The following is a 25,977-nucleotide window of genomic DNA, read 5'->3' on the forward strand; positions in this document are numbered from 1 at the left end:
CCCATCAGACGCGGTAGTACTCGCGATACCACTCGACGAAGCGGGCGACGCCCTCCTCGACCGATGTGGTCGGTTCGTAGCCGGTGTCGGTGCGCAGCGCCTCGACGTCGGCGTAGGTGTCCGGCACATCCCCCGGCTGCAGCGGCAGCAGGTTCTTCTCCGCCTTGCAGCCCAGGCAGTCTTCCAGCACCTCGATGTAGTGCATCAGCTCCACCGGGCGGTGCGCGCCGATGTTGTACAGCCGGTAGGGCGCTGCACTCGTCGCCGAGTCGGGCTCGGCCCCGGTCCACGCCGGGTTGGACCGGGCCGGACGGTCCAGCGCGCGAATCACGCCCTCGACGATGTCGTCGATGTAGGTGAAGTCGCGCCGATGATGACCGTAGTTGAAGACGTCGATCGGCTCGCCCGCCAGGATCTTCTTCGTGAACAGAAACAGCGCCATGTCCGGGCGGCCCCAGGGGCCGTAGACGGTAAAGAAGCGCAGCCCGGTCACTGGCAGGTCGTAGAGATGGCTGTAGGTGTGGGCCATCAGCTCGTTGGCCTTCTTGCTCGCGGCGTAGAGGGAGAGCGGATGGTCGACGTTGTCGTGCACCGAGAACGGCATCGTGGTGTTGGCGCCGTAGACGGAGCTGGAGCTGGCGTAGACCAGGTGCTCCACACCAAAGTGCCGGCAGCCCTCCAGGATGTTGCCGAAACCGACCAGGTTGGTGTCGACATAGGCCGCCGGGTTCTCCAGGGAGTAGCGCACCCCGGCCTGGGCCGCCAGGTTCACCACCCGCTCCGGGCGATGCTCGCGAAACACCCGCTCCATCGCGGCGCGGTCGGCGATGTCCTCGCGGACCTCGGTATAGCCCGGGTGGTCCTGGGTGCGCGCCAGGCGCGCCTCTTTCAGCGAGACATCGTAGTAGTCGTTGAGGTTGTCAACGCCAATGACCTCGTCGCCCCGCTCCAGCAGGCGCAGGGCGAGGGCACTGCCAATAAATCCGGCGCTGCCGGTCACCAGGATTCTCATGGACGGATCATGTGCCTTATGCCGATGTTAAGCCGATGGGGGCCGGGCCTGGCTCCCCATCGCTCAGGGGGCTGAGCTCCTGCAGAGAGAGACGGGCTGAACATATGCTAGCCCCGATCGTCGGGCAGGGTGATGTTCAACTCCAGCACCTCGCAGTCGCCCTCGCGGTCGACGTTCATCTGCACGGCGTCGTCGTTGACCTTCACGTACTTGCGGATGACCTGCAGCAGTTCCTGCTGCATCGCGGGCAGATAATCCGGCCCGCCCCGGGCCGCACGTTCGCGCGCCACGATGATCTGCAGGCGTTCCTTGGCAACACTGGCGCTTCTCTGCCGCGGCTGGCGGAAGTAATCAAAAATACCCATGATCAGCTCCCGAACAGACGTCCGAAGAAGCCCTTCTTCGGTACATCGACAAAGCGAAGCGGGCGCTCCTCGCCCAGGAAGCGATCCACTGCATCCTGGTAGGCCTGTCCGGCATCGGATTCCTCGTCCAGCACCACCGGCAGACCGGCGTTCGAGGCGTTCAGCACGGCCTGCGACTCGGGGATCACGCCCAGCAGGTCGATCGCCAGGATCTCGCCCACGTCCTCGATGCTGAGCATCTCGCCGCGCGCGGCGCGCTCCGCGGCATAGCGGGTCAGCAGCAGACGCCCCTGGATCGGCTCGCCGCCCTGTTCCACCTGCCGGGTCTTGCTGGCGAGGATGCCGAGGATGCGATCGGAGTCGCGCACCGAGGAGACCTCGGGGTTGGTGACCACAATGGCCTCGTCGGCGAAATAGGCCGCCATCAGCGCGCCCCGCTCGATCCCTGCCGGACTGTCGCAGATGATGTACTCGAAGTCCTCGGACAGTTCGTTCAGCACACGCTCCACACCGTCCTGGGTCAGGGCGTCCTTGTCGCGGGTCTGCGAGGCCGGGAGGATGTACAGGTTGTCCGCGCGCTTGTCGCGGATCAGCGCCTGTTTCAGGTTGGCGTCGCCATTGATCACGTTGACGAAGTCGTACACCACACGGCGCTCACAGCCCATGATGAGGTCCAGGTTGCGCAGACCGACGTCGAAATCGATCACGGCCGTCTTGTGGCCGCGCAGGGCCAGACCGGTGGCGATCGCGGCAGAGGTGGTGGTCTTGCCGACCCCGCCCTTGCCCGAGGTAATCACTACGATGCGTGCCATGGTGGCTGCTTCTCCTTAGGGAAACGCTGATGAATGTACGCACTCGCGCTCGAGTCGCTTTTGCGTGCGAACAAGGCGCGGTGAGCGCAGTGTAGCCGAGCTACATGAGCGAACCGCAACGCCGTGCCCACGCAAAAGCGGCCGAGCCCCGGCATTGAATGGCTTGTGGGGTTGGTACCCCAGGTTCCCCGATCCTGTGTTGCGCCGCTTGCGGGTAGAACCACTACCCGCTGCACGACGCGCCTTGTCTCGGAAAACCTGGGGTACCAACGCGAGTGTGTACATTCATCAGCGTTTCCCTTAGTCGTCGCGCGAGGACGTGTACAGGACCGAGCGGCGCACGCCGCTCGCTCAGATTTCCGCGATCTTGAGGCTTTCGCCCGCGAGTGTCACCAGCCGGTTCTCGCCGCGCTCGGACTCGGCGATATCCTCGGCTACCCGGTAATGCCCGGCGATGGACAACAGCTCCGCATCCAGTCGCCGGCAGAAGATCCGAGCCGTCTCCAGGCCCCGCACGCCGGCGAGTGCCCGCCCGCGCAGCGGACCCAGCACATGGATGTGCCCATCCGCCAGCAGCTCGGCCCCGGCGGACACCGCCCCGGTCACCAGCAGGTCGCCCCCTCGGGCATAGATCTGCTGCCCGGAGCGCACCGGCCGATCCACGACGCGGGTCGCGCTGTGCACGGCTGGGGTCGCCTCGGGCGTGTTGTCCGCGGATTTCTTGCCCTTCCTGCTCGGCGGCGGCTCCGGGGCCTCGTCCTCTTCCAGGGACACCTCGCCACTGGGCGCGCCGCCACGCCCGCCCAGTTGCAGCACGGGCAGCACGTCGAACAACTCGGAATAGCTCTGCAGGCGCTCGGCGACCTCGCCCGCCTGCAGGCCGATCAGCTTGAAGCCCTCGGCGCGCACCTGTTCGATGGTTGCCTGAAGGTCCGTCTCGGGGGACTCGGCCACCGGCTCGAGATCCAGCACGATCGGCATGTCGCGCATCAGGTCCGGGGCCTGTTCGCGGTGCGCGGCGAGTTGTTCGCCCAGCATCCGGGGATCGGTCTGAAACACGCGCAGTACCGACACCAGCATCATGCGCCCTTTCAGTTCAATGGTCTGGACGGGACTCGGCGTGGCGCTCATGCGTGCATTGGGCCCTGCTGTGGGATCGGCATTCGGGAAACACGGTTTCCGGTCCGGCGCGTGTCGGAAGACCGGAAAGATGCGCGCTTTATAGCGCGGACGGGGAAAGCACAGCAAGGGAGTGCCACCGAAATCGGCGGTGGATCAAGGAAACACTGATCAATGTACACGCTCGCGCTCGAGTCGCTTTTGCATGCGAACAAGGCGCGGCGACTGCCGTGCAGTCATTCTGCACAAGGGAGCCGCAACGCCGTGCGCATGCAAAAGCGGCCGAGCCCTGGCATTCAATCACTTGTGGGGTTGGTACCCCAGGTTCCCCGATCCTGCGTTGCGCCGCTTGCGGGTAGAACTACCGGCTGCACGGCGCGCCTTGTCTCGGAAAACCTGGGGTACCAACGCGAGTGTGTACATTGGTCAGTGTTTCCTTAAGCTCGCGGCGGACCCGGGATCAGCGTATTGGTGCGCCGCGCGTACTCCGCATAGCCCGGCCGCGAGGCATGCAGACGTTTTTCCAGTAACGTGACGCCCGACACACGCAGGATCAGCACGATCATCAGGATCGCAGAGGGTACCGCCCACCAGCCCCCGGCGGCCAGGGCGAGCAAGCCGTAGCCCACCCAGACGACGATCTCGCCGAAGTAGTTCGGGTGGCGGCTGTAGCGCCACAAGCCCTGGTCCATGACCTTGCCCCGCCTTGCAGGGTCGGCCCGGAAGCGCGCCATCTGTGCGTCCGCGACCGTTTCATACAGCGTGCCCAGCGCCCAGACCGCCACGCCCAGCGCCGCCAGCGGCCACCCGATACTCGCGGCATTCGTGACCGCCAGCATCGGCAGGCCGATCACGGCGACCAGCGCGCCCTGCAGCCAGAAGATGGTGACCAGGCTGCGCGCGGCAAAGGCCCGGTCCGACAGCCCCTCGCGCATGTCGGTATAGCGCCCGTCCTCGCCGTGACCCCAGTTACGCCAGGTGATGAACAGCGACAGCCGCAAGCCCCACACCAGCACCGGGATCACGATCCAGAGGCCCTGTAACGGCCAACCCGCCAGCCCCCACCAGACCAGTGTCACGACCACGAAGCCCAGGCCCCAGAAGCGATCGACCAGGCTGGCATCGTGGCGCCATACGCTGCCGGCCCAGACCAGGGTCATCAGAACCAGACTGGCCAGAAGCCCCCAGAGAAACGCCATCAGTGCCTCCATCGCGATCAGTCTCCCGGCCGCTCGAACAGCACATGGGAGACGAACCACTCGTCCCCGCCGCCGTAGTCGAACAGCTCCGCGCAGGCCATGTAGAAGATCCGCCAGCGCTGGAACCAGAGTGCCGCCTGCTGTGCACCATAGGCCGTCTCGAACAGGGGCATCAGCGTGTCGCGGGCGCGATCCTGGCGGGCCAGCCAGGCGTTGATCGTGCGGGCGTAGTGCTGCCCACCGACGCGCCACTGGCGGATCACCCGCAGGTCCTCCTGGAAGTGCCGCGCGAGGTCGTCCGACGGCATCAGGCCGTCGCGGAAGAAGTACCGCCCCATCCAGTCATGCTCGCCCTCGGACTCGAACACATAGGCATGTTCGCGATGGGCGAACACATGCATGAAGAAGCGCCCGCCGGGATTGAGCCACCCGGCAATGCGCCGCAGCAGTTCCGGCCAGTTGCGCATGTGCTCGAACATCTCGATCGAGACCGCCCGGTCAAAGCCCGGCTCCGGCGGGGCGAACGTGTTCATGTCCGCGGTCAGGACCTCGAGATTCGCGAGCCCCAGGGCATCGCGCCGGGCCTCGATGAAGGCCCGCTGGGTACTGGAATTGGAGACGGCGGTGATCCGTGCGCCGGGGTACTGCTCGGCCATCCACAGCGACAGCGATCCCCAGCCACAGCCCAGTTCCAGCACCCGCTGGCCATCGGCAATCCCCGCACGCTCGCAGGTCAGGCGCAGCATCGCGACCTCGGCCGCCTCGAGGGTGTCGACGCCCTCCGGCCACCAGGCACTGGAGTACTTGAGCCGCGGACCCAGGCACTGCTCGAAATAAGCGGTGGGGATCTCGTAGTGCTGCTCGTTGGCGATGTCGGTGGACAGGGCGACCGGGGCCGCGCGCATGGACTCGATCAGGGCGTAGCGCCGCTCCATGGTCGCCTCGGCCGTGCCGGAGACCTCTGCCAGGCGCTCCGCCAGCAGCCGGCGGATCCCCGCGCGGACCAGCAAGTCCGGCATGCGTCCCTGCTCCGCCCACTCCATCATCCGCTGCATGCCACATCTCCCCTTGAGTGCAACATGGACCCCGGGAAATGTGACCGGTTCCCGCGATTCAGCCCCTACGGATCGCTGCGACGATCCCCGTACCCACCGCCACCGGGTGTGCGTATCTCGATCGCATCGCCTGGCTCTATCTGGCGGCGATCGCAGGCGGACATCGGTTCGCGCGTGCCGTCGGCGCGCAGGATCGAATCCTCCCCCGGCGCGCCCGCCCCGCCTCCGGCGATCCCGAACGGCGGCACCCGGCGACGGTTGGCCAGCAGCACGACCTCCATCGCCTGGTCGAAACCAAGCCGACGGATCACCCCGTCGCCGCCCGCATAACGCCCCTGCCCGCCAGAACCGCGGCGGTAGGCGAAGCATTCCACCCGCACCGGGAAACGGCTCTCCAGCACCTCGGGATCGGTCAGCCGCGAGTTGGTCATGTGCGTCTGCACCGCACTGGCCCCGGCGTAACCCGGTCCCGCGCCGGCCCCGCCTGCGATCGTCTCGTAGTACTGGTAGTCGGCATTGCCGAAGGTCAGGTTGTTCATCGTGCCCTGGGCCGCCGCCTGCACGCCCAGCGCCCCGAACAGGGCATCGGTGACTACCTGCGAGGTCTCGACATTGCCGGCCACCACCGCGGCGGGCGGTGCCGGGTTCAGCAGACTGTCTTCCGGGATGACCAGATCCACCGGGGCGAGGCAGCCGTCATTCAGCGGGATCGCATCCTCCAGCAGGGTGCGCAGTACATACAGCACCGCCGCGCGCACGATGGAGCTCGGCGCGTTGAAGTTGTCCTCGCGTACGGCGCTGGTGCCGGTGAAGTCGATACGCAGGCGCCGGGCCGCGGGATCGGGCACCACACGCACCTGCACCTCGGCGCCGTTGTCCATCGCGTATGCGAACCGGCCGTCCTCGAGCGTCGGGATCAGCCGTCCCACGGCCTCGGCCGCGTTGTCCAGCACATGGCCCATGTAGGCCGTCACCGTGGCCGCGCCGTATTCATCCAGCAGCCGGCCCAACTCCTCCAGCCCCTTGCGGTTGGCCGCAACCTGCGCCTCGAGATCGGCGAGGTTCTGATCGGGGTTGCGCGCCGGCCACCGACCCTCGCCGAGCCGGGCGCGCAGGCGGTCGCTGTCGAACACCCCGTCGCGCACGAGCCGGGTGGGCGGGATCAGCACACCCTCCTCCTCCAGGCAGGTGGAGAACGCGGGCATGGAGCCCGGGGTCACGCCGCCGACATCCGCGTGATGCCCGCGCGAGGCGACGAAGAACGCGGGGGGGCCGGCCGCTGCAGACGTATCCTCGGTTACCTGTTCGTCGCCATCCAGGAACACCGGCGTCACCACGGTGATGTCCGGCAGGTGGGTGCCGCCGTTGTAGGGGTCGTTCAGCACGAAGGCATCGCCCGGGCGCAGGTCGCCCGCGAACGCCTCCACCACCGCGCGCACACTGGCCCCCATGGAGCCGAGATGGACGGGCATGTGCGGGGCATTGGCAACCAGGCGGCCCTCGGCGTCGAACAGTGCACAGGAGAAGTCCAGGCGCTCCTTGATGTTCACCGAGTGCGCGGTGTTGCGCAGAGTGAACCCCATCTGGTCGGCGATCGCCATGAAGCGGTTGTTGAACACCTCCAGCAGGATCGGATCACGCGGGACGGCCTCGGGGTTCGTTGCGGCCGCGCCCGCACGCCGCGCGCTGCCCCGCTCGCGATCCAGCCGCAGGGTCCCGTCCGCCTCGATGCACCCGGCCCAGCCAGGTTCCAGCACCAGCGTCGCGGTCGGCTCGATCACGATGGCCGGGCCGGCCAGGGTCATGCCCGGTTGCAGCGATTCCCGTCGGTACAGCGGCACATGGCGCTGTTCGCCGTCGATGACCATCGCGACCGCATCCGCCTCCGGCGCGGCCCCCCGGGACGCCGCAGGCGCCACGTGTTCCGATGCGGTCTCCCTCGGCGCGGCGATCGCCTCGGCGGTCGCGATCGCCACCACCAGCTCGCGATCCGGCGGGGCAAAGCCATAGCGCGCGCGGTAGGCCTCGGCAAAGGCGGCCATCAACGCCGCGGGCTCGCCCGCCGGCACCTCCAGCGCGGTGTCCGATCCGGCCAGGCGCAGGTGCAGCCGCCGTTCGATCCGCATGTCCGTTGCCGCCACACCCTGCTCCGCCAGCGCGGCGCGAGCGGCCTCGGCCTGTTCCGCCAGGGCGGACTCGATCGCCCCGGCGTGCTGATCGTCCAGCGGCCACTCCAGGCTGCGTTCGCGCAGGGCGCGCAACTCGCCCAGCCCCATCCCGTAGGCAGACAGCACGCCACCGAGCGGATGGAACAGGATATGCCGCATGCCCAGCTGTTCCGCCACGCGGCAGGCGTGCTGGCCACCAGCGCCACCGAAACACACCAGCGCATAACGCGAGACATCATGCCCGCGCTGCACCGAGATGGTCTTGATCGCCTGGGCCATATGCTCCACCGCGATCTGCAGCGCCCCCTCGGCCAGGCCCTCCGGGGTGGCGGGTTCTCCGGTCGCGGCCGCCACCTCGGCGGCCAGCTCCGCGAACTGTCGGCGCACCGGTTCCGGATCCAGCGGCCGGTCGCGATCCGGCCCGAACACCGCCGGGAAGTACTCCGGGCGCAGGCGCCCCAGCAGCAGGTTGCAGTCGGTGACGGTCAGCGGCCCGCCCTGGCCGTAACAGGCGGGTCCGGGCTGGGCGCCGGCGGATTCCGGGCCCACCCGCAGACGGATGCCATCGAAGCGGCAGATCGACCCGCCCCCGGCCGCGACCGTATGGATATCGAGCATGGGCACACGCAGCCGCGCACCCGCCACCTCGCTCTCCTGGCGGCGTTCCAGCGCCCCCGCCAGATGCGCGACGTCGGTGGAGGTGCCACCCATGTCGAAGGTAATCAGGCGTTGGAAACCGAGCGGGCGAGCCGTCTTGAGTGCGCCAACGATCCCGCCGGCCGGCCCCGACAGGATCGCGTCACGCCCGCGAAACCGCGCCGCGTCCACCAGTCCGCCGTGCGACTGCATGAAGCGCAGAGGTACGCGGCCCAGCTCGCCCGCGACCTGCTCGACATAGCGGCGCAGCACCGGCGAGAGGTAGGCATCGACCACCGTGGTCTCGCCACGCGGGACGAGCTTGATCAGCGGGCTGGTCTGGTGGCTGGTCGCGACCTCGGCAAAGCCCAGTTCGCGCGCCAGCGAGGCGATCGCCTGCTCGTGCGCCGGGTAGCGATAGCCGTGCAGGCAGACAATCGCCACGCAGTGGATACCATCTGCCAGCGCCGCCTGCAGCCGCGGCCGCAGCGCGTCCAGATCGACCGGCTGCAGGACCTCGCCCGCCGCATTCACCCGCTCGCGCACCGGCTCCACACGCGTATAGACCGGTGTCGGCAGCCGGATCTCGCGGGCGAACAGATCGGGGCGCGCCTGAGGCCCGATCGCCAGTGCGTCCTCCAGCCCCTCGGTGATCACCAGGAGCGTGGGCTCCCCCTTGCGCTCGAGCAGGGCGTTGGTGGCCACGGTTGTGCCCATGCGCACCTCGTGCACCACGCCGTCCGGAATGGGTGCATCGGCCGGGAGCTCCAGCAGATCGCGAATACCCTGCACGGCCGCGTCACGGTAGGCCTCCGGGTTTTCCGAAAGCAGTTTGCGGGTGTGCAGGCGCCCGTCCGGATCACGCGCGACCAGATCGGTGAACGTCCCGCCCCGGTCCACCCAGAAATGCCAGTCTTTCGCCGCTGTGGCTTGAGTCATGTCCACCGCTCTGGTTTGATCGCCCGAACTCGCGACCCGTGACCCGGTCGCAGGCTCGTAATTCACGGGCCGTTGAACAAAGGAATTATCGCGAATGGACCCCATTACCCACGCCAGTCTCGGCGCCGTGATCGGCGGCCTCACCCTCGGCTCCCGCCTGGGGCGCAAGGCCGTGGTACTGGGGGCCGGTGTCGCCCTGCTGCCCGACCTGGATGCGTTCATAGCTTACGGGGACGCGGTATCGGAGTTCATCCACCACCGGGGCTTTACGCACTCCTGGCTGGTGCAGTTGCTGGTGGCCACCGGCGTTGCGGGGCTGCTCGCGAAGGTCCCGGCAACGCGGGAGATCGGCTTTGGCCGCTGGTGGCTGTTCTTCGTCCTGATCTGGACCACCCACTCGCTGAACGACCTGCTGACCACCTACGGCACCCAGGTGCTCTGGCCGCTGCCGGTCGGGCCCCTGTCCGCGGGCTCGATCTTCGTGATCGACCCGTTCTACACCCTGCCGCTGCTGGTCGCGGCGATCGGCGCGCTGTTCTACCGCTTCGCCCCGCGCCTGCTGGTCGCCGGGCTCGTGCTCTCGACCGTCTATGCCGGGTCCGGCCTGGCATTGAAGGCGTGGATCGACTACCGCATCCAGCCCGTGCTGGCCGCAATGGAGCTGGAGGACCAACCACGTCTGGTCCAGCCGACCCCGTTCAACCTGCTGCTGTGGCGTGTCACCGTGATCAACGGCGACGAGTTCCTGGATGCCTGGGTGGGCATCTTCGACGACCCGATCCGTCCCGACTTCGAACGCTTCGAGCGCGGTGACCGGGCGCTGCGCGAGGCCGCGCTGGCCCTGGACGACGGGCAGCGCCTGCAGTGGTTCTCCGGCGACTTCCTGCGCTTTCATCGCGCCACGCCTGACGAGGGCCCCGACCGGCTCGTGGTCACCGACATCCGCCTGGGGGCCCCCGGCTTCTTCCCGTTCGGCTTCGAGATCGCACAGGAGCGCAACGGCGACTGGGAGCCGATCCCCTCGCGTGCAATCGGCGAGCTGCCCCGGCGCGACAGCCTCGATGCCCTCAGCGGCATGCTGCAGCGGATCATCGATCCCGAGGGCGCACCCTGCATCATGGACCTGGGCAATCCGGCCTACGCGATCACCGAGCCGCCCCCGCGCTGTCGCATGGATGGACGCACGTCGCCTCCCGCCGGGGGCGCGCACGACATGCCGTGAGCCAGGACGAACCCAGCGTGTCCGGCCCGCCATCGGCCTGTGAACTGTGCGGCCGAACGATGGACGACCTGACGCGGCATCACCTGATCCCGCGCAAGCAGCACCGGCGCAAGCGCATCCGGCGCCTGTTCAGTCGCAGCGATCGCGAACAGCGAATCCTCCGGGTCTGCCGCCCCTGCCACGACCACATCCACAAGCACTTTGACGAGCAGACCCTGGCCGAGCGCCTGAACACCGCGGAGGCCTTGCTCGCCGAGCCGGTCGTGCAGGACTTCGTCGCCTGGATCGCGCGCCACCCGCCGGGCTTCAAACCGCGCAGCTGAGCCTACAACTCGCGCAGCCCCAGCACGTCCTGCATGTCGTACAGGCCGTGCTCGGCGCCGGCCAGCCACACCGCCGCACGCACCGCACCCGCGGCGAAGATCCCGCGGCTGGAGGCCTTGTGGGTGATCTCGATGCGTTCCCCCTCGCCGGCGAACAGCGCGGTGTGCTCGCCCACGATGTCGCCGGCGCGCACGGTCGCGAAGCCGATGGTGCGCCGATCGCGCGCCCCGGTCTGGCCCTCGCGCCCATAGACGGCGTCGTGCTCCAGGTCGCGTCCCAGGACCTCGGCCACTACCCGGCCGAGCTTCAGGGCCGTACCCGAGGGGGCGTCCACCTTGTGCCGGTGGTGGGCCTCGAGGATCTCGACGTCCACGCTGTCGCCCAGTGCACGGGCGGCCAGTTCCACCAGCTTGAAGGTCAGGTTCACGCCGACACTCATGTTCGGTGCATAGACAATTCGCATCGCCCCGGCCGCTTCACGCAGCCGCTGCTCCTGCGCGGCATCCAGGCCCGTGGTACCGATCACCAGCGCCTTGCCGTGCGCACGGCACAGCTCCAGGTGCTGCATGGTCGCCGCGGGGCTGGTGAAGTCGATCAGCACGTCGAAGTCATCGGCCACGCTCGCCAGGTCCTCGACCAGCTGGACCGGGGCCACCGATCCCACCGGCGTACCGAGGCGCTCGCTGCCCGGCCGCTCGCTCGCCGCCCCCAGCGTGCCTTCGGGGTGATCCTCGACGGCCTGCACCAGGTTCTGCCCCATGCGCCCGGCGGCGCCTGCCACTGCCACTCGAATCATTGCCGTGTTCCTTTCGTTCTGTTCATTCCCAGCCCGCGAAGACTACGGAAGATCCCGGGCATACGCGAGGAAGACCCCGTGGCCGCCGGATTCGAACTCCAGCCAGATCAGCGGCAGGTCGGGGAAGGCCTCCTCGACCGCGGGCTGGCTGTTGCCGACCTCGACGATCAGCGCGCCGTCCTCGGTCAGATGGCGGCGCGCATCGGCCAGGATGCGGCGCACGATGTCGAGGCCGTCCTCGCCGGCGGCCAGGCCCAGCTCGGGCTCGTGGCGGTACTCTTGTGGCAGCTCGGCCATGTCGCGGGCATCGACATAGGGCGGATTGCTCACGATCAGGTCGTAGCGATCCTCCGGCCCCAGCGCATCCAGGACATCGGAGTGTCGAACCTGCACGCGGTCACCAACATCATGGCGCTCGATGTTGCGCGCCGCGACGGCCAGCGCCGGTTCGGAGACATCGCTCAGATCGACCTGTGCCTGCGGCAGGGCCAGCGCCGTGGCGATGCCGATGCAGCCGCCGCCCGTGCACAGGTCCAGCACCCGCTCGACCGAAGCGGCCTCGATCCAGGGCTCGAACCCGACCGCGATCAGCTCCGCCAGGGGCGAGCGCGGCACCAGCACGTGCTCGTCGACAAAGAACGGCAGCCCCGCAAACCAGGCCTCGCCGGTCAGATAGGCCGCCGGCTTGCGCGTCTCGATGCGCGTGCGCAGCACCGCAATCACCCGCGTGCGTTCGGCCTCGCTCAGGTTCGACGACCACCAGCTCTCGGGCAGATCCAGCGGCAGATGCAGCGTATGCAGCACCAGCCAGGCGGCCTCGTCGAAGGCGTTGTCCGTCCCGTGGCCGAAGCTCAGCCCGGCCGCGCGAAACTGGCTCGCGCCAAAGCGGATGAAGTCGCGCAGCGTGCGCAGTCCTGTGGTGGATTCCATTTGGGCCTTTCCCATTGGCGTGGGGGCCGTCATCATACCGGCTCGCTTTCGTCCCGTGCGTCCGAACCGAGTATTCCGATGAGTGCCCTAGACCCCTGGCTGGCCCGAGCTTCCTACCTGCTGCCGCAACACGCGCTGTCGCGGGTCGTGCACCGCCTGGCACGCATCGAGAGCCCGCGTGTGCAGCCGCTGCTGCGCTGGTTCGTGCGTCAGTACGAGCTGAACATGGACGAGGCGGCGGAGCCCGACATCGCGGCCTATCCCAGTTTCAATGCCCTGTTCACGCGCGCACTGCGCGAAGATGCCCGCCCTCTGGCGGGTGACGACAACACGGTCGTCAGCCCCGCGGACTCCCGAGTCAGCGCGGCCGGCCGCATCGAGGCCGGCCAGATCTTTCAGGCCAAGGGCCACCACTACACGGTGCGGGAACTTCTGGGCGGGGAGGAGGACCTGGCCGAACCGTTTCGGCACGGCTACTTCGTGACGCTCTACCTGTCGCCGCGTCACTACCACCGCCTGCACATGCCACTGACCGGTACGCTGACCCACATGCTGCATGTACCCGGCCGGCTCTTCTCCGTCGCGCCGCGCATCGTGCGCCATGTACCGCGCCTGTATGCCCGCAACGAACGCGTGGTGGCCTGTTTCGACACCCACTTCGGGCCGATGGCCGTCGCCTTGATCGGGGCGCAGAATGTCGGCTCCATCGAGACGGTCTGGGCGGGCGAGGTGACGCCACCGGCTGGGCAGCCCTACAGCTGCAGCGAATATCCGGATCGCGAGATTACGCTCGAGCGCGGGGCCGAGATGGGGCGCTTCAACCTCGGCTCGTCGGTGGTCCTGCTGCTGCCGGATCATCCGCTAGAGTTGGGCGCGCACCTGACGCCGGAGACCGAGGTGCAGGTCCGCGGCGCCCTCGGCCGCTTCTACTAGCTTCCCCCTGCCGGCCGGTTTCCGCACCCGTCCTGACACAGCCCCGCCTGTGCTCGGTTGCCAGCGGCGTTCAGGCTGGTCCCGGTTCATCATCCGGTTTTTACGTGCTTTCGGTCCGCCGCCTGCCAAGCGCTCTCTCGCGAGCGCACCGCGAGGTACTTTCTTGCTTGCCCAAGAAAGTACCCAAAGAAGGGCACCCGGATTCCGCCCGGGAACCTTGCTCCAGGGCCCTCGGGCCGGCGGCGCTGAAACTCGCTGCGCTGTCGCTCCGCTCAGACAGTCAGCGCCTTCTCCCGGCCCGAGGACCCCTCCGCAAGGGGCTTCATACGGGGGGATAAGGTCAAGACAACGGCGGTCCTGACGTTTGTGCCAATGGATGGAGGCAAGGTATTCCGACATCCTGGGCACGCGCGGCCTTCGGCCTTGGCATGCCGCGCCCGCCAGCGGGCGCCGGGGAGGCAGGTAGGATGCGGATGAGCGCAGCGAATCGCATCAGAGTTTCCCCGGCGTGGGAATGGTGCGTTTCGCTGCGCTCAACGCACCCTACAGCTCGGGGCTTAGGACAGGTACGGGGACACCGTCGGTTTTGGCCTACCCTCCCGATATGAGCCCCTTGTGGAGGGCGTGACAGGCCGGCCGATTCAAAATAGAAACGGGGCGCTGACTGTCTGAGCGAAGCCAAAGGCGCAGCGAGTTTCAGCGCCGCCGGCCTGGCGCGCCCGGAGCAAGGTCCCCGGGCGAATCCCGGGCGTGTTTCTTGGTTCCTTCTTTGCACGAGCAAAGAAGCCCGTTTTTGATTAAGAACTGGCGCGGCGCGGTCAGTCGTGGGCGGCGGCGGGGGGGAGCTGGATGAAGTGTTCGCGGTAGACGCGGAGTTCGTCGATGGAGTCGCGGATGTCCTGCAGCGCCTGGTGCGAGGCGTTTTTCTGAAGCTTCGCAATCACATCGGGCGCCCAGCGTCGGGCCAGCTCCTTGAGCGTGGAGACGTCCAGGTTACGGTAATGGAAATAGGCCTCCAGCTCCGGCATCAGGCGCGCCATGAAACGCCGATCCTGGCAGATGGAGTTCCCGCACATCGGCGACGCCCCCTTGGGCACATAATCGGATAGAAAGGCGATGGTCTCACGCTCGGCGGCGGCCGCGTCGGTACTGCTATGGCGGATGCGCTCGATCAGACCCGACTCACCGTGCGTACGCCGGTTCCACTCGTCCATCGCCTCCAGTACTTCGGTCGGCTGATAGATCGCCAGCACCGGGCCCTCCGCCAGGATGTTCAGCTCCTTGTCGGTGACGATGGTCGCCACCTCGATGATACGGTCGTTCTGGGGATCCAGGCCGGTCATCTCGAGATCGATCCAGATCAGGTTTTCGGCGCTCGCTGCCATGCCCGCTCCTTTCATATGCGCAGGAAGTCTATCATCATGGCCAGGGGCCACGCGGTTCCAACGGACTCATTCCCCTTGTAAGGAGGGAATCATGCGACTGATCACCTCAAGCCTTGCCGCCCTGACCCTGGGCCTCGGGTTTTCCCTGGGTACGGCCCAGGCCGATGACATTCAGAAGGGCAAGAACCTGCATCAGGACAACTGCATCAGCTGCCACGCCGACATGGTCGGTGGCGACGGTACCGACCTGTACACGCGTGACAACCGGATCGTCGGCGACTATGACCACCTGGTCCGGCAGGTGAACAACTGCAACGCACAACTGGGTACCAACTGGTTCGACGACGAGATCGAGGCCGTGGTGGCTTACCTCAACGCGGAGTACTACCAGTTCGATGAGTGATCTTAAGACCAAGCACTGCCAGGCCTGCGAAGGGTTCACCGAGCCGATGTCACGCGAGGACGCCGAGCGCGGCCTCGGCCAGCTGGACAGCCACTGGGGCATCGACGAGGCCGGTCGCAGCATCCAGCGAAGCTTCAAGTTCAAGAACTTTCACGAGACGATGGCATTCGTGAACGCGGTCGCCTGGATCGCCCATGTGGAAGACCATCACCCGGACATGGCGGTGGGCTACAACCGTTGCTCGGTGCAATTCTCGACCCACGCGGTGGGCGGTCTGACGGAAAATGACTTGATCTGCGCCGCCCGTATCGATGCGTTGTTCGACTAGCCCGCTGACCAGCACGACCCCGGCACCGGCCGGTTCAGGCTCTTGAGCCGGACCGGCCGGGTTCACGCCCGCCACAATCAGATGGCCGACATCGCGGCGCCGGAGGACGCGGAGCCGCGCCGAATCCGACTGCACCGACGCCAGAAGGATCTCGCCTGTGGCGATCGCGTGGAGATGGACGCGGCCGGCGAGCAGATTCAGCGGCGCCTGCCCCGGGACAACACCCTGGTGCGCCAGGACGGCTTTGGCCGGCGCAAGGTCATCGCGGCCAACATCGACACCGTCTGGATCGTGATCGCGCCCTCCCCGATGCCGGCGCGCTACCTGATCGACCGTTTCCTGGTCGCGGTGTACAACCTTCCCGCACGGCCACGGATCCTGGTGAACAAGCAGGACGCGGGACCTGCTGCGCCCTCGGACTGGCTGGCGCCGTACGCCCACCTGGACCTCGACCCTCTGCATGTCAGCGCGCGCAGCGGCTACGGGCTGGACGCCCTGGCCGAGGCGGCCCGGGGGCATACCAACATCCTGATCGGACAGTCCGGGGTGGGCAAATCGTCGCTGATCGCCGCCCTGCTGGAGCGTCATGGCAGCGGTGATATCAAGCTTCCGGAGACGGGGGATCTCGCGGCGTCCGGCGAGGGCCGCCACACAACGGTCACGGCACAGTGGTACTCATTGACAGGGGGTGGCGCCTGGATCGACTCGCCGGGTGTGCGCGACTTTACGCCGGAACTGGAATCCATCGATGCGCTGGTACGCGGGTTTCCGGATATCGAAGCGCTTGGCGAGGGTTGCCGATTCCGCAACTGTCGGCACCAGACCGAACCCGGCTGCGCGGTAAGGGAGGGCGTTGATCAAGGCACCCTGCCCGCGGCACGGCTCGAGGCCTGGACTGCACTGCTGGGGACGCTGGAGAAACGCTAGATTCGAGAACAGCGCATCGCTAGAACGTCAGCCCCATCTCCACGCCGACCACCGAGGAAGACGCGTCGCCGCGGGTGCTCTCGAAGTCGAGGCGGTCGGACATCCAGTCGCTCGAGGTGTTCAGCGAGTAGTCGTCGTAGTACAGGCTCAGCGACAACTCGGACTGGTTCTGCAGGCGCAGGCGGCTGTCGAGGCTGAGGTAACCCGCACTGCGGCCCAGCTCGCGATGACGGCCCCCGTAGCCGAAGCCGAGGGCATCGTCTCCACTCGTCAGTGACTGGCGCACGCCGACACGGAACTGACTGTCAAAGCGGCCGGACGCAAAGGTGGGACCAAAGCTGAGGTCGGTGAAATAGGCGGTCGATTCCGTCTCCGGGCCCAGGTCCGACCAACCCGGACGACTCTCCATACCGACTCCCAGGTTCAGGCCGTAGCCAAAACCGGCGCCCAGCTGCTGGTGGTAGGCCCCTTCCACCTCGAACAGACGGCTGGAGAGGACGCCCATGCCGGCCTCTTCACCCGGCAGGCCGCCGGTGGTCTCGGTGCGCAGCGTCAGCTGATAGCGCCAGTCGCGACTTGCCGAGGCGGGTTCCGGATCGGTCATCGGCAGGACGTTCGGCCCGGAGCGGGCCGCACCACCGATCGGTTCCATGCCGACCGGATCCACCACGGTCCCGCTCTCGGACTCGTACGCGGCTTCTTCATCGGCGCGATCCGACCCGCCAAGCGTCGACTCGGTGCTGGTGGGGGTATACGTCAGGGAGTAGCGATCATCGGCATGCGCCACACTGGTGGTGGCCACTCCGAACAAGACGGCCAGTGCCAGCGCGATTGGCACGCGAGCAGGCGCCAGCCGCGGGCTGTTGTCCCGCGCTGCTTGCCTGGCTTCACCGTGATGATTCCGTCGCGTCACGCCGTATCGTCCGTGTTGTGTTGTCTCGATCAGCCCGGGGGCCAGCTCAGCGCGCGACCGCCCAGTACGTGCATGTGTACATGGTAGACCGTTTGTCCGCCGTCTTGGTTGCAGTTCATCACGGTTCGATAACCGTTTTCCGCAAATCCGCGATCGCGTGCAATCTGTGCCGCCACATGCGCCATGTGCCCGATGACCGGGGCGGTCTCGGCGGTGAGTTCGTTCAGGGTGGCGATGTGCTGTTTCGGGATCACCAGCACATGCGTCGGGGCCTGGGGATTCAGGTCTTCGAAGGCCAGGACCTGGTCGTCCTCGAACACGACCTTCGCCGGGATCTCCCCCGCGACGATCTTGCAAAAGATGCAGTCAGCCATCGTCGTCTCCCATGAACGGAGCGGATTTATATCAGGGAACGGTAATGGATTCAACGCGCCACAGGCACGGGCGCGCTCAGTACTCGCGGCGTCCGGACAGGGCGTGCGCGAGGGTGCCCGCGTCAATGTACTCGAGCTCGCCGCCGGTGGGGATCCCCTGCGCGATCCGCGTGGCACGAATACCGTGACGCGCGGCCATCTCGGCCAGGTAGTGTGCAGTGACCTCGCCCTCGACCGAGGTGTTGGTCGCCAGGATCAGCTCGCGCACGCTGTCCTCCTGCAGACGCGCCTCCAGCCGATCCAGCCCCAGCTCTTCGGGGCCGATACCGTCCAGTGGCGACAGCCGCCCCAGCAGGACATGGAAGCGGCCGGTAAAGTCGGTCGCCGATTCGATGGCCATCACATCGCCCGGGCTCTCGACCACGCAGATCACGCCCGGGTCGCGCTCTGGATCCGCGCAGCGGGAACAGACCTCGGCCGTGGTCAGCGTGCGGCACACCTGGCAGTGGCCGACGCGCTCGACCGCCTGGTCGACCGCGCGCGCCAGCCGGCGCGCACCATCGCGGTCGCGCTCCAGCAGGTGCAGCGCCATGCGCCGCGCGGATTTGGCACCGACGCCCGGCAGGCAGCGTAGCGCCTGCACCAGCTCGTCGAGTTCAGCGTCCATTCGGTGCGGTCGGGATCAGAACGGCAGCTTCATCCCGGCCGGCAGGCCCATGCCCTGGGTCAGACTGCCCATACGCTCCTGGGTGGTGGACTCGACCTTCTGCACGGCGTCATTGATCGCCGCGGCCACCAGGTCCTCGATCATGTCGCGGTCGTCCTCCAGCAGGCTGGGGTCGATCTTGACCCGACGCACCGCGTATTTGCCGGTCATGAGCACACTCACAAGACCGCCACCCGCCTGGCCCTCGATCTCCATCTCGGCCAGCTCGGCCTGCATCTTCTGCATGTCTTCCTGCATCTTCTGGGCCTGCTTCATCAGGCCACCCATGCCACCTTTCATCATGATTTCGCTCTCCTGCCCCACGCCGTGCGCGAGGGTTATCGTTCAATCGATTGCGACGCGGACGGCTCGTCACCCGCGCGGTCCTCGCGAATGCGTACCGTGCCCAGTTCGGCCCCGAAGGCCTCGCCCAGGGCCTGCACCACCGGGTCCTCACGCATCGCCGTTTCGGCGCTAGCCTGACGTTCCGCTGCGTCTGCCGCAAGCCGCGCAGCGGGCGTGGCCTGCGAGGGTTGTGTCTGGTCGACAATCTCCAGCCGCACCGAGTGCCCGAGGCGTGTTTCGAGGGCCTCTTTCAGGCGCGTGCGGGTTCGATCGGTATAGAGCGTACCCGGGGCTACGGCGATCACGACGCTTTCGTCATCCAGTTGCTGCAATTCGCCATGTAGTGCGAGTTCTCGCACCGTGCCGGTCGGCAGACCTTCAGCGAAGCGATGCCAGTCAAAGGGCCCGGAGTCCGGCTCCGGGGACCTGACAGGCTCGGCATCCCGGGGGCGCGGCGCAGACTCGTTCAGTCCGATATCCGAACCGGGGTCCGGCTCGCGCACCCGCTCCTGAGCCCGCTCGCGCGGCGGCTCCGGGATGGGGGGCGGAGCCGACCGCATCGTGGCGTCGGGCCGGGCCGTGGCCGGATCCGCACTCGGGCCAGTTCGCGGTGCGGTGGCCGGGGTCCCGCCCTGGCGCTCAACGGACACGGCACCCTCGCCGGGACCTTCCGGCCGAAACGCCAGCAAACGCAGCAGGGTCATTTCCACCCCCATCTGCGCATCCGGCGCCCAGGGCAGATCGCGGGCCCCGTGAATCAGGATCTGGTAGGTCAGTTGCAGGGTCTCCGCGTCTATCCGGGCTGCGGTCTCGCGCGCCCAGCGCTCGGCGGCATCGTCGTCCTCGGCACCGCCCTCACCACGCACCAACTGCTCCACGGCCACGCGATGCACGAGGGCCGCCAGCTCGTCCAGCAGGCGCGACCAGTCGGGCCCCAGGCCCTTGAGCTCCTGCAGACCCTGCATCAGACCCGGGCCATCACCGGCAAAGGCCGCATCCAGCAGCCCGGTCAAGCGGGTACGCGGCAGCAGGCCCAGCATGTCGCAGGCATCGGACTCGGTCAGGCGGTCGCCGCCATAGGCGATGGCCTGATCAGTCAGGCTCAGCGCGTCGCGCATGGACCCCTCGGCCGCCTCGCCCAGACGCAGCAGCGCGCCCGGCTCGGCCTGCAGGCCTTCGGCCTCGAGGATGCGTGTCAGGTGCTCGGCGATCAGCGCCGGCGGCATCGGCTTGAGGTTGAACTGCAGGCAGCGTGACAGCACGGTGACCGGCAGTTTCTGCGGATCGGTCGTGGCGAGCAGGAACTTGACGTGATCCGGCGGCTCTTCCAGCGTCTTCAACAGGGCGTTGAAGCTCTTCTCGGAGAGCATGTGCACCTCGTCGATCAGGTACACCTTGAAGCGGCCCGCCGTCGGGGCGTAGGAGACGTTGTCCAGCAGCTCCCGGGTATCGTCCACGCGAGTGCGCGACGCGGCATCGACCTCAATCAGGTCCAGATGCCGACCCTCCGCGATCTCCACGCAACTGCGGCATTCGCCGCAAGGGGTCGCAGTGATACCGGTTTCACAGTTCAGGCAGCGTGCGAGAATTCGGGCGATCGTGGTCTTGCCTACCCCACGGGTTCCGGCGAACAGGTAGGCATGATGCAGACGATCCCCGCTCAGGGCATTGGCCAGGGCCCGCACCACATGCGGTTGCCCGACCAGGTCCTCGAAACGACCGGGACGCCACTTGCGGGCCAGAACCTGGTGACTCATGCCTCCCCCGTCAGTGCAGTCTTCCGCGGGCCCGCGTGCGGGGCCATCACCGCAGGAATCGGGGCCGCAGGGAAAAGGGTGGTGGCCCGCACCCGCCACACCCCGGCGCCCAACGCAGCTGCTACCGTTGCTCCCTTCCGGGCCTGGCGGGATTCACAGCCTGTTGTCGCGAGGGGACTGATACGGACCACCATAACGCGGTCCTCGAATCGAGGCGAACTCGAATCGGGGTGGCAAGCTTCCGGGTTTGGCCGGGTGACGTCAAGCATACGCAATAGCTAGAAGCTAATAACACAATAGGAATATAAAACTGGATCAATCGCCGGCCTGCCCTTACCTTGGGTCCCGTAGTCGGGAACTACCCCGGCCGAATAGAAATCTTCATCCCTGACAAGCAAACGCCAATTAACAGGAGAACACTAAATGGAACTCGAAAATCGCGAAGGCCAACGCGTACCGGAAGTGACCTTCCGCTGCCGCAAGGACAACGACTGGAACGATGTGCGTTCGGAAGACCTGTTCAAGGGCCGCAACGTAATCGTCTTTGCCCTGCCGGGCGCGTTCACCCCGACCTGCTCCTCGGCCCACGTGCCGCGCTACAACGAGCTGGCGCCGGTGTTCAAGAAGCATGGCATCGACGAGATCGTCTGCATCTCGGTCAATGACGGCTTCGTGATGGAGGCCTGGCAGGCCGACCAGCAGGCCGACCGCGTGACCTTTATCGCCGACGGCAATGGCGAGTTCACCGAACAGATGGGCATGCTGGTCGACAAGAGCGACCTCGGCTTCGGCTGGCGCTCCTGGCGCTACTCCATGCTGGTGCGCGACGGCGTGATCGAGAAGCAGTTCATCGAGCCGGACGAGCCAGGCGACCCCTTCGTGGTCTCCGACGCCGACACCATGCTTGCGCATATCGCGCCGGAGGCCGCCTGCCCTGAAGACGTCGTCGTCTTCACCAAGCCGGGCTGCCCGTACTGCGCCAGCGCCAAGGAGATGCTGGAGAACGCCGGTCTCGAGTACGAGGAGATCGTGCTGGGCCGCGATGCCAGCCTGCGCAGCCTGCGTGCCGCCACCGGCGCGATGACGGTCCCGCAGGTATTTGTCGGCGGCCACCGCATCGGCGGCTCGGAGGACCTGCAGGAGTGGATCTCCCGCGAGAAGAAGGCGGCGTAAGCCGTCGAAGGCGTACCCGGGGCGGGGGCGGGGTCGTGCCCGTCCCGGGCGGCCACCCGAACTATGGGTGGCCATCCGCATCCGGACACCACCCAGCCCGGATGTCCGGATGCGGATGGCAGACCCTGACGACCGTAAACAGTACGGTCGTATGCGAAACTTTCACCGAACCCCTCAAGGAATCGAAATGGAACACTACGACATCATCGTGATCGGCGGCGGCAGTGGCGGCCTGGCAGTGGCCGAGCGTGCCGCGCCGCACGGCGCCCGCGTCGCCGTGTTCGACCCGAAACCGCTCGGCGGTACCTGCGTGAACGAAGGCTGTGTACCGAAAAAGCTCACCTGGTATGCCGCCGAGCATGCCGCGCAGGCACGCCTGGCGCACGAGTTCGGCGTCGATGTCGAGATCAAGGGCATCCGCTACGCCGATCTGGCCAACCAGCGCCAGGCGATGCTGAAAGACCTGAACCAGTTCTGGGCCGGGCACCTGGAGAAGCTGGGCGTAACCCACATCCCTGAACGCGCTCGCCTGGCCGGCAAAAACCAGGTGATCAGCGACAGCGGCACCGAATACACCGCCGAACGCATCGTGCTGGCGATGGGCGGCGCCCCGATCGTCCCGCCGCAGGAGGGTGCCGAACTGGGCACAACCTCCGACGACTTCTTCGAATGGACGGAGCTGCCGCAGTCCATCGCCGTAATCGGCGCCGGCTACATCGGCCTGGAGATGGCCGGCATGCTGCGCTCCCTGGGCGTAAAAACCGACGTGGTCGCGATGGAGGACCGCGTGCTGGAGATGTTCGACCCGATGGTCTCGCAGGCGCTGGACCAGCACATGGAGCACCAGGGTATTGGCCGCCATCTGGGCGTGAAGGTCGCCGGTCTGGGCGGCAAGCCAGGCGCCGTGACCGTCCAACTCGAGGGCGGCCAGGAACTGGGCCCGTACGAGAAAGTGCTATGGGCCGTTGGCCGCAAACCCGCCACCGCTGACATGGGGCTGGAAGACGCCGGCGTCGAGATCGCCCGTGACGGCACCGTCCCGGTGGACGCGTGGCAAGCGACCAACGTCGACGGCATCTATGCCCTGGGCGACATCATTGGCAAGGGTCCGCTGACGCCGGTTGCGATCGCGGCCGGTCGCCGAATGGCAGATCACTGGTATGCCCCGGAGACGAACCCCGTCCCCGTGGACTATGACCAGATCCCGACGGTCACCTTTACCCACCCGACCGCCGGCATGGTCGGGCTGACCGAGCCGCAGGCCGTGGAGCGCTTCGGCGAATCGGTGCGCGTCTACGAGACCCAGTTCGGCGGTCTGGACCGCGCCTTCGCCACGGGCGAAGTGCCGCCCGTGGCGATGAAGCTGGTCTGCGCCGAAGAGGATGAAAAGGTCGTCGGCATCCACATGATCGGAGCCCATGTGGACGAGATGTTGCAGGGCTTTGCCGTGGCCGTGCGCATGGGCGCCACCAAGCGCGACCTGGACCTGACCATTCCGCTGCATCCGACCAGCGCCGAGGAGCTGGTAACCCTCAAGGAGGCCCGCCCGGGCCGCCAGAAGGGCCTGGCCAAGGCCAAGGCCGCTTAACAGGCGGCTGGTCGCAAACGGCAAAACGCCGCCCCTGTGCAAAGCGCCGGGGCGGCGTGCCTGTGTTGCCCAAGGTGATGGCGAAACGAATGCGGCAGAGCGAACCTGCTCGATCGCCGATACCCGTCAGGCATTTGTGGCGGCCTGCACTTGTCGAGGGAGACGCTGATCTAATTGCACGTCCGTGTTGGTGCCCCCTGTTTTCCGAGACAAGGCGCCTCTGGCAGCGGCTAGTGGTTCTACCCGCCCGTTCTTGATGGATTCGGGGCGCAACGCAGGATCGGGGAACAGGGGGCACCAACCCCACAAGCGATTGAAAGCAGGGGCTCGGCCGCCCGTTGTTATCAAGAACGGGCGCGCGCACGGCGTTGCGCCTCCTTTGTGCAGAATGACTGCACGGCCGTCACCGCGCATTAAACGCACGCAAAAGCGACTCGAGTGCGGACGCGCGATTCAATCAGCGTCTCCCTAGAAGCGCCAGCCCAGCGACGCGGTGAAGGCGTCCATCTTGTAGTCGCTGTCGAAGTCATAGCGCTCGTATTCCGCGCGGATCATGAACGCGTTCAGATTGACCTGCATCCCGACACCATAGACCGGATCGAAACCGTCCTGACTGCGCAGCGTACGGCCCTCGTCTCCCAGGTTACCGCGTACGTCCGCATCCCACTTGGCCGCACCGACCTTCGCGAAGGCCTCCACATAGGGGCCGATCGGCAACTTGCCGAGCACACTGGCACCGTAGGCCGTCGAGCGGACGCTCGAGTGCGCGCCATCCTCGTCCCCGCGCAAAGTCACCTCGCCCAGATCGGTATAGAAGCCCTCGACCGCGAGATAGCGATTGAAGTTGTAACCGACAAAGCCGCGCCAGACGTTGTCATCGTCGTCGATGCTGTAGTCCGACGTCCCGGATCCGATGAAATCCGCGACCTCGTCGCTGTCGTTCTTCAGCGAGCTGAAGCCCGTCCCCAGACCCATATACACACCCGTGGTGCGGTCACGCTCCTGGGTCGTGCGATCGCGATCCTGCTGTGCCAGCGCACTCTGGGAACCCAACAGGACGAGCGCCGATACTGCAACCCCGGCAGCCAGATAACGTTTCATTTTCCTCTCCTTATCATTTGCTAATGGTGCTTGAGGACGGCAAAACAACGGAGAGGATTCTTGATTCAATCCAGGCCACATGGAAGACGCAATGATTGAACCGATTCATACTTACAAGGATGCCTGCATGACCCGGCCATCAATCATTGACCGAGCGCACACCCACTTTGACTCAGGTTAAGGAGACGCTGATTGAATCGCGCGTCCGCGCTCGAGTCGCTTTTGCGTGCGTTTAATGCGCGGTGACTGCCGTGCAGTCATTCTGCACAAGGGAACCGCAACGCCGTGCGCGCGCAAAAGCGGCCGAGCCCCTGCTTTCAATGGCTTGTGGGGTTGGTGCCCCCTGTTCCCCGATCCTGCGTTGCGCCGCTTGCAGGTAGAACCACTACCTGCTGCGCGACGCGCCTGGTCTCGGAAAACAGGGGGCACCAACGCGGACGTGCGATTCAATCAGCGTCTCCTTAAGGAGGAAGCCAGGGATCAATCTCAAACGATCCATAAAAACAAAAAGGCTGGGGCGCGGATGACCACCCGCTCGTAGCCACCCGCGCCCCAGCCTTCTGGTTCAAACGGCTACTGATTAATCGAAACGAATAGGGTTTCCGTCCCGATGCTCGTCATAGGAGTCTTGTTCGTATTGCTCCTCGTTTTCTTCTTCCTCGCGCTGGACTTCGTCTTCGTCTTCGCGCTGATCTTCGATCCAGCCGCGCGCCTCATCACCCGATTCTTCAACGGCATCCACAGCGTCTTCTACCGTTTCTTCGAACGCGTCACCGGCATCATCCGCCGTATCCGAATCGGAACAGGCCGACAAAAACAACAGGCCGGCCGCGGCCAGGGCCATCGCCACCCAACGAACGCCAGGCGTCTCAGGAATCTTCTTCATTACGCACCTCGTCCATCAATTGGTTGATCTTCGCGGCAATCTTTTCCTGGCTATCACCGTATTTTTCGCGAATCCGGGCGGCCAGCTCGTCCATATTGCCCTCGGCTTCAACCACCTCGTCATCAGTCAGGCGGCCCCACTCCTGTTTCAGCCGCGCCTTGAAGCGTTCACTGCGTCCCAGCATTTGATCTTTGTTCATACGTTGTTCCTTTATTGAATGCGTCTCCATAACGCGGGCGCCAAAGCCTGAACACGCCGGATAACGATGGCATTAACCTGGAGCAAAAAGCTCCCCGGAAACGGGAAAAATGAGAACCGAGACACCCTGCGGACGCTGGACCGCGCAAAAACGCGGACCATGCCCTACACTTCAGGCGCGACTACAACCAATAAAGGAGTGGACGATGCTGGGATGGGCACTGATGTTCTTGATCGTCGGAATCGTAGCCGGCGTGCTGGGCCTGAGCGGGATCGCGGGCGCAGCGACCAACATTGCATGGATTCTTTTCGTGGTGGGCCTGATCCTGGCGGTCATCTTCTTCATCACGGGACGACGCCCCCCGCTATAAGCGTCTGTGTGG

27 protein-coding genes and 1 other RNA gene are annotated in these 25,977 nt (G+C 66.4%); 9 read left to right on the forward strand and 19 right to left on the reverse strand.

From position 1 onward, the window contains the following. Positions 1-4: 4 nt before the first annotated feature. The 7 genes from TK90_RS09210 to TK90_RS09240 form a co-directional block, all read right to left on the reverse strand. Positions 5-1,012 carry an NAD-dependent epimerase gene (locus TK90_RS09210; protein WP_012983201.1) on the reverse strand — a complete coding sequence of 336 codons (1,008 nt, stop codon included), beginning with the start codon at positions 1,010-1,012 and terminating at the stop codon, positions 5-7. 107 nt (positions 1,013-1,119) lie between these two features. After that, positions 1,120-1,377 (reverse strand): cell division topological specificity factor MinE, encoded by a 258-nt coding sequence (gene minE, locus TK90_RS09215; protein WP_012983202.1) that lies wholly within the window; start codon positions 1,375-1,377, stop codon positions 1,120-1,122. 2 nt (positions 1,378-1,379) lie between these two features. Continuing rightward, positions 1,380-2,189 (reverse strand): septum site-determining protein MinD, encoded by an 810-nt coding sequence (gene minD, locus TK90_RS09220; RefSeq protein WP_012983203.1) that lies wholly within the window; start codon positions 2,187-2,189, stop codon positions 1,380-1,382. 351 nt (positions 2,190-2,540) lie between these two features. Continuing rightward, entirely contained in the window at positions 2,541-3,272 is a 732-nt protein-coding gene (gene minC / locus TK90_RS09225) for a septum site-determining protein MinC (protein WP_041444256.1), read from the reverse strand. A 473-nt stretch (positions 3,273-3,745) separates the two neighbouring features. Beyond that, on the reverse strand, positions 3,746-4,519 hold the full coding sequence (locus TK90_RS09230; RefSeq protein ID WP_041444257.1) for a DUF1295 domain-containing protein: 774 nt from the start codon (positions 4,517-4,519) through the stop codon (positions 3,746-3,748). A gap of 5 nt (positions 4,520-4,524) precedes the next feature. Beyond that, entirely contained in the window at positions 4,525-5,562 is a 1,038-nt protein-coding gene (locus TK90_RS09235; protein WP_012983206.1) for a cyclopropane-fatty-acyl-phospholipid synthase family protein, read from the reverse strand. A 65-nt stretch (positions 5,563-5,627) separates the two neighbouring features. Further along, complete coding sequence (locus TK90_RS09240) at positions 5,628-9,305, reverse strand: hydantoinase B/oxoprolinase family protein (protein WP_012983207.1); 3,678 nt, start codon at positions 9,303-9,305, stop codon at positions 5,628-5,630. A 94-nt stretch (positions 9,306-9,399) separates the two neighbouring features. Here TK90_RS09240 and TK90_RS09245 point away from each other — a divergent pair, with 94 nt between their 5' ends. Then, positions 9,400-10,527, forward strand: coding sequence for a metal-dependent hydrolase (locus TK90_RS09245; RefSeq protein WP_012983208.1), 1,128 nt, complete (start codon positions 9,400-9,402; stop codon positions 10,525-10,527). A 59-nt stretch (positions 10,528-10,586) separates the two neighbouring features. Beyond that, complete coding sequence (locus tag TK90_RS09250; RefSeq protein WP_244406396.1) at positions 10,587-10,850, forward strand: hypothetical protein; 264 nt, start codon at positions 10,587-10,589, stop codon at positions 10,848-10,850. Positions 10,851-10,852: 2 nt separating this feature from the next. Here TK90_RS09250 and dapB read toward each other — a convergent pair whose 3' ends face one another. Together dapB and prmB are read right to left on the reverse strand one after the other, a co-directional pair. Then, positions 10,853-11,647, reverse strand: coding sequence for a 4-hydroxy-tetrahydrodipicolinate reductase (gene dapB / locus TK90_RS09255; protein ID WP_012983210.1), 795 nt, complete (start codon positions 11,645-11,647; stop codon positions 10,853-10,855). 42 nt (positions 11,648-11,689) lie between these two features. Then, on the reverse strand, positions 11,690-12,577 hold the full coding sequence (prmB, locus tag TK90_RS09260; RefSeq protein ID WP_041444259.1) for a 50S ribosomal protein L3 N(5)-glutamine methyltransferase: 888 nt from the start codon (positions 12,575-12,577) through the stop codon (positions 11,690-11,692). Positions 12,578-12,655: 78 nt separating this feature from the next. Between prmB and asd the strand changes: the two genes are divergently transcribed. Beyond that, positions 12,656-13,510 carry an archaetidylserine decarboxylase gene (gene asd, locus TK90_RS09265; protein WP_012983212.1) on the forward strand — a complete coding sequence of 285 codons (855 nt, stop codon included), beginning with the start codon at positions 12,656-12,658 and terminating at the stop codon, positions 13,508-13,510. 818 nt (positions 13,511-14,328) lie between these two features. Here the strand turns inward: asd and orn are convergent. Continuing rightward, a complete protein-coding gene (gene orn, locus TK90_RS09270) occupies positions 14,329-14,895 on the reverse strand; it encodes an oligoribonuclease (protein ID WP_012983213.1) in 567 nt (188 codons plus the stop codon). Positions 14,896-14,986: 91 nt separating this feature from the next. On the opposite strand from orn, the gene TK90_RS09275 reads away from it, so the two are divergent. From TK90_RS09275 to rsgA, 3 genes are all read left to right on the forward strand, one after another. Continuing rightward, the gene (locus TK90_RS09275; RefSeq protein WP_012983214.1) at positions 14,987-15,298 is read left to right on the forward strand and encodes a cytochrome c; all 312 of its coding nucleotides are present in this window, start codon (positions 14,987-14,989) and stop codon (positions 15,296-15,298) included. Further along, entirely contained in the window at positions 15,291-15,626 is a 336-nt protein-coding gene (locus TK90_RS09280; RefSeq protein ID WP_012983215.1) for a 4a-hydroxytetrahydrobiopterin dehydratase, read from the forward strand. Before TK90_RS09275 ends, TK90_RS09280 begins: the two co-directional genes overlap by 8 nt. Positions 15,627-15,707: 81 nt before the next feature. Next, on the forward strand, positions 15,708-16,553 hold the full coding sequence (gene rsgA, locus TK90_RS09285) for a ribosome small subunit-dependent GTPase A (RefSeq protein ID WP_017926776.1): 846 nt from the start codon (positions 15,708-15,710) through the stop codon (positions 16,551-16,553). Positions 16,554-16,572: 19 nt separating this feature from the next. Here the strand turns inward: rsgA and TK90_RS09290 are convergent, their stop codons facing one another. The 6 genes from TK90_RS09290 to ffs form a co-directional block, all read right to left on the reverse strand. After that, positions 16,573-17,391 (reverse strand): hypothetical protein, encoded by an 819-nt coding sequence (locus TK90_RS09290; protein ID WP_017926775.1) that lies wholly within the window; start codon positions 17,389-17,391, stop codon positions 16,573-16,575. 104 nt (positions 17,392-17,495) lie between these two features. Then, on the reverse strand, positions 17,496-17,840 hold the full coding sequence (locus TK90_RS09295; RefSeq protein ID WP_012983218.1) for a histidine triad nucleotide-binding protein: 345 nt from the start codon (positions 17,838-17,840) through the stop codon (positions 17,496-17,498). 76 nt (positions 17,841-17,916) lie between these two features. Beyond that, entirely contained in the window at positions 17,917-18,507 is a 591-nt protein-coding gene (gene recR, locus TK90_RS09300; protein WP_012983219.1) for a recombination mediator RecR, read from the reverse strand. A gap of 15 nt (positions 18,508-18,522) precedes the next feature. Next, positions 18,523-18,849 carry a YbaB/EbfC family nucleoid-associated protein gene (locus TK90_RS09305; protein WP_012983220.1) on the reverse strand — a complete coding sequence of 109 codons (327 nt, stop codon included), beginning with the start codon at positions 18,847-18,849 and terminating at the stop codon, positions 18,523-18,525. Positions 18,850-18,884: 35 nt separating this feature from the next. Continuing rightward, complete coding sequence (dnaX, locus tag TK90_RS09310; RefSeq protein WP_012983221.1) at positions 18,885-20,648, reverse strand: DNA polymerase III subunit gamma/tau; 1,764 nt, start codon at positions 20,646-20,648, stop codon at positions 18,885-18,887. Positions 20,649-20,734: 86 nt separating this feature from the next. Next, an RNA gene (gene ffs, locus TK90_RS14470) (signal recognition particle sRNA small type) lies at positions 20,735-20,831 on the reverse strand. Positions 20,832-21,071: 240 nt separating this feature from the next. On the opposite strand from ffs, the gene TK90_RS09315 reads away from it, so the two are divergent. Next, positions 21,072-21,821, forward strand: a complete 750-nt coding sequence (locus tag TK90_RS09315; protein WP_012983222.1) for a glutathione peroxidase — start codon at positions 21,072-21,074, stop codon at positions 21,819-21,821. A gap of 187 nt (positions 21,822-22,008) precedes the next feature. Beyond that, positions 22,009-23,409, forward strand: coding sequence for a glutathione-disulfide reductase (gorA, locus tag TK90_RS09320; protein ID WP_012983223.1), 1,401 nt, complete (start codon positions 22,009-22,011; stop codon positions 23,407-23,409). Positions 23,410-23,877: 468 nt separating this feature from the next. Here gorA and TK90_RS09325 read toward each other — a convergent pair whose 3' ends face one another. From TK90_RS09325 to TK90_RS09335, 3 genes are all read right to left on the reverse strand, one after another. Beyond that, positions 23,878-24,510, reverse strand: a complete 633-nt coding sequence (locus TK90_RS09325; protein ID WP_012983224.1) for a porin family protein — start codon at positions 24,508-24,510, stop codon at positions 23,878-23,880. Positions 24,511-25,090: 580 nt separating this feature from the next. After that, positions 25,091-25,354: a hypothetical protein gene (locus tag TK90_RS09330; RefSeq protein WP_017926771.1), complete on the reverse strand. Its 264-nt coding sequence runs from the start codon at positions 25,352-25,354 to the stop codon at positions 25,091-25,093. 25 nt (positions 25,355-25,379) lie between these two features. Further along, a complete protein-coding gene (locus tag TK90_RS09335; protein WP_012983226.1) occupies positions 25,380-25,595 on the reverse strand; it encodes a CsbD family protein in 216 nt (71 codons plus the stop codon). A gap of 205 nt (positions 25,596-25,800) precedes the next feature. On the opposite strand from TK90_RS09335, the gene TK90_RS14835 reads away from it, so the two are divergent. Then, complete coding sequence (locus TK90_RS14835; protein WP_012983227.1) at positions 25,801-25,965, forward strand: DUF1328 domain-containing protein; 165 nt, start codon at positions 25,801-25,803, stop codon at positions 25,963-25,965. Positions 25,966-25,977 lie beyond the last annotated feature (12 nt).

This window comes from Thioalkalivibrio sp. K90mix, from assembly GCF_000025545.1.
In the GTDB taxonomy this organism is placed as follows: Bacteria; Pseudomonadota; Gammaproteobacteria; order Ectothiorhodospirales; family Ectothiorhodospiraceae; genus Thioalkalivibrio.

What these genes read in the sequence shown, in the direction of transcription:
- TK90_RS09210 (WP_012983201.1), bottom strand. Translation starts at nt 1,012, where the DNA reads ATGAGAATCCTGGTGACCGGCAGCGCCGGATTTATTGGCAGTGCCCTC.
- minE (WP_012983202.1), bottom strand. Translation starts at nt 1,377, where the DNA reads ATGGGTATTTTTGATTACTTCCGCCAGCCGCGGCAGAGAAGCGCCAGT.
- minD (WP_012983203.1), bottom strand. Translation starts at nt 2,189, where the DNA reads ATGGCACGCATCGTAGTGATTACCTCGGGCAAGGGCGGGGTCGGCAAG.
- minC (WP_041444256.1), bottom strand. Translation starts at nt 3,272, where the DNA reads ATGATGCTGGTGTCGGTACTGCGCGTGTTTCAGACCGATCCCCGGATG.
- TK90_RS09230 (WP_041444257.1), bottom strand. Translation starts at nt 4,519, where the DNA reads ATGGAGGCACTGATGGCGTTTCTCTGGGGGCTTCTGGCCAGTCTGGTT.
- TK90_RS09235 (WP_012983206.1), bottom strand. Translation starts at nt 5,562, where the DNA reads ATGCAGCGGATGATGGAGTGGGCGGAGCAGGGACGCATGCCGGACTTG.
- TK90_RS09240 (WP_012983207.1), bottom strand. Translation starts at nt 9,305, where the DNA reads ATGACTCAAGCCACAGCGGCGAAAGACTGGCATTTCTGGGTGGACCGG.
- TK90_RS09245 (WP_012983208.1), top strand. Translation starts at nt 9,400, where the DNA reads ATGGACCCCATTACCCACGCCAGTCTCGGCGCCGTGATCGGCGGCCTC.
- TK90_RS09250 (WP_244406396.1), top strand. Translation starts at nt 10,587, where the DNA reads ATGGACGACCTGACGCGGCATCACCTGATCCCGCGCAAGCAGCACCGG.
- dapB (WP_012983210.1), bottom strand. Translation starts at nt 11,647, where the DNA reads ATGATTCGAGTGGCAGTGGCAGGCGCCGCCGGGCGCATGGGGCAGAAC.
- prmB (WP_041444259.1), bottom strand. Translation starts at nt 12,577, where the DNA reads ATGGAATCCACCACAGGACTGCGCACGCTGCGCGACTTCATCCGCTTT.
- asd (WP_012983212.1), top strand. Translation starts at nt 12,656, where the DNA reads ATGAGTGCCCTAGACCCCTGGCTGGCCCGAGCTTCCTACCTGCTGCCG.
- orn (WP_012983213.1), bottom strand. Translation starts at nt 14,895, where the DNA reads ATGGCAGCGAGCGCCGAAAACCTGATCTGGATCGATCTCGAGATGACC.
- TK90_RS09275 (WP_012983214.1), top strand. Translation starts at nt 14,987, where the DNA reads ATGCGACTGATCACCTCAAGCCTTGCCGCCCTGACCCTGGGCCTCGGG.
- TK90_RS09280 (WP_012983215.1), top strand. Translation starts at nt 15,291, where the DNA reads ATGAGTGATCTTAAGACCAAGCACTGCCAGGCCTGCGAAGGGTTCACC.
- rsgA (WP_017926776.1), top strand. Translation starts at nt 15,708, where the DNA reads ATGGCCGACATCGCGGCGCCGGAGGACGCGGAGCCGCGCCGAATCCGA.
- TK90_RS09295 (WP_012983218.1), bottom strand. Translation starts at nt 17,840, where the DNA reads ATGGCTGACTGCATCTTTTGCAAGATCGTCGCGGGGGAGATCCCGGCG.
- recR (WP_012983219.1), bottom strand. Translation starts at nt 18,507, where the DNA reads ATGGACGCTGAACTCGACGAGCTGGTGCAGGCGCTACGCTGCCTGCCG.
- TK90_RS09305 (WP_012983220.1), bottom strand. Translation starts at nt 18,849, where the DNA reads ATGATGAAAGGTGGCATGGGTGGCCTGATGAAGCAGGCCCAGAAGATG.
- dnaX (WP_012983221.1), bottom strand. Translation starts at nt 20,648, where the DNA reads ATGAGTCACCAGGTTCTGGCCCGCAAGTGGCGTCCCGGTCGTTTCGAG.
- TK90_RS09315 (WP_012983222.1), top strand. Translation starts at nt 21,072, where the DNA reads ATGGAACTCGAAAATCGCGAAGGCCAACGCGTACCGGAAGTGACCTTC.
- gorA (WP_012983223.1), top strand. Translation starts at nt 22,009, where the DNA reads ATGGAACACTACGACATCATCGTGATCGGCGGCGGCAGTGGCGGCCTG.
- TK90_RS09325 (WP_012983224.1), bottom strand. Translation starts at nt 24,510, where the DNA reads ATGAAACGTTATCTGGCTGCCGGGGTTGCAGTATCGGCGCTCGTCCTG.
- TK90_RS09330 (WP_017926771.1), bottom strand. Translation starts at nt 25,354, where the DNA reads ATGGCCCTGGCCGCGGCCGGCCTGTTGTTTTTGTCGGCCTGTTCCGAT.
- TK90_RS09335 (WP_012983226.1), bottom strand. Translation starts at nt 25,595, where the DNA reads ATGAACAAAGATCAAATGCTGGGACGCAGTGAACGCTTCAAGGCGCGG.
- TK90_RS14835 (WP_012983227.1), top strand. Translation starts at nt 25,801, where the DNA reads ATGCTGGGATGGGCACTGATGTTCTTGATCGTCGGAATCGTAGCCGGC.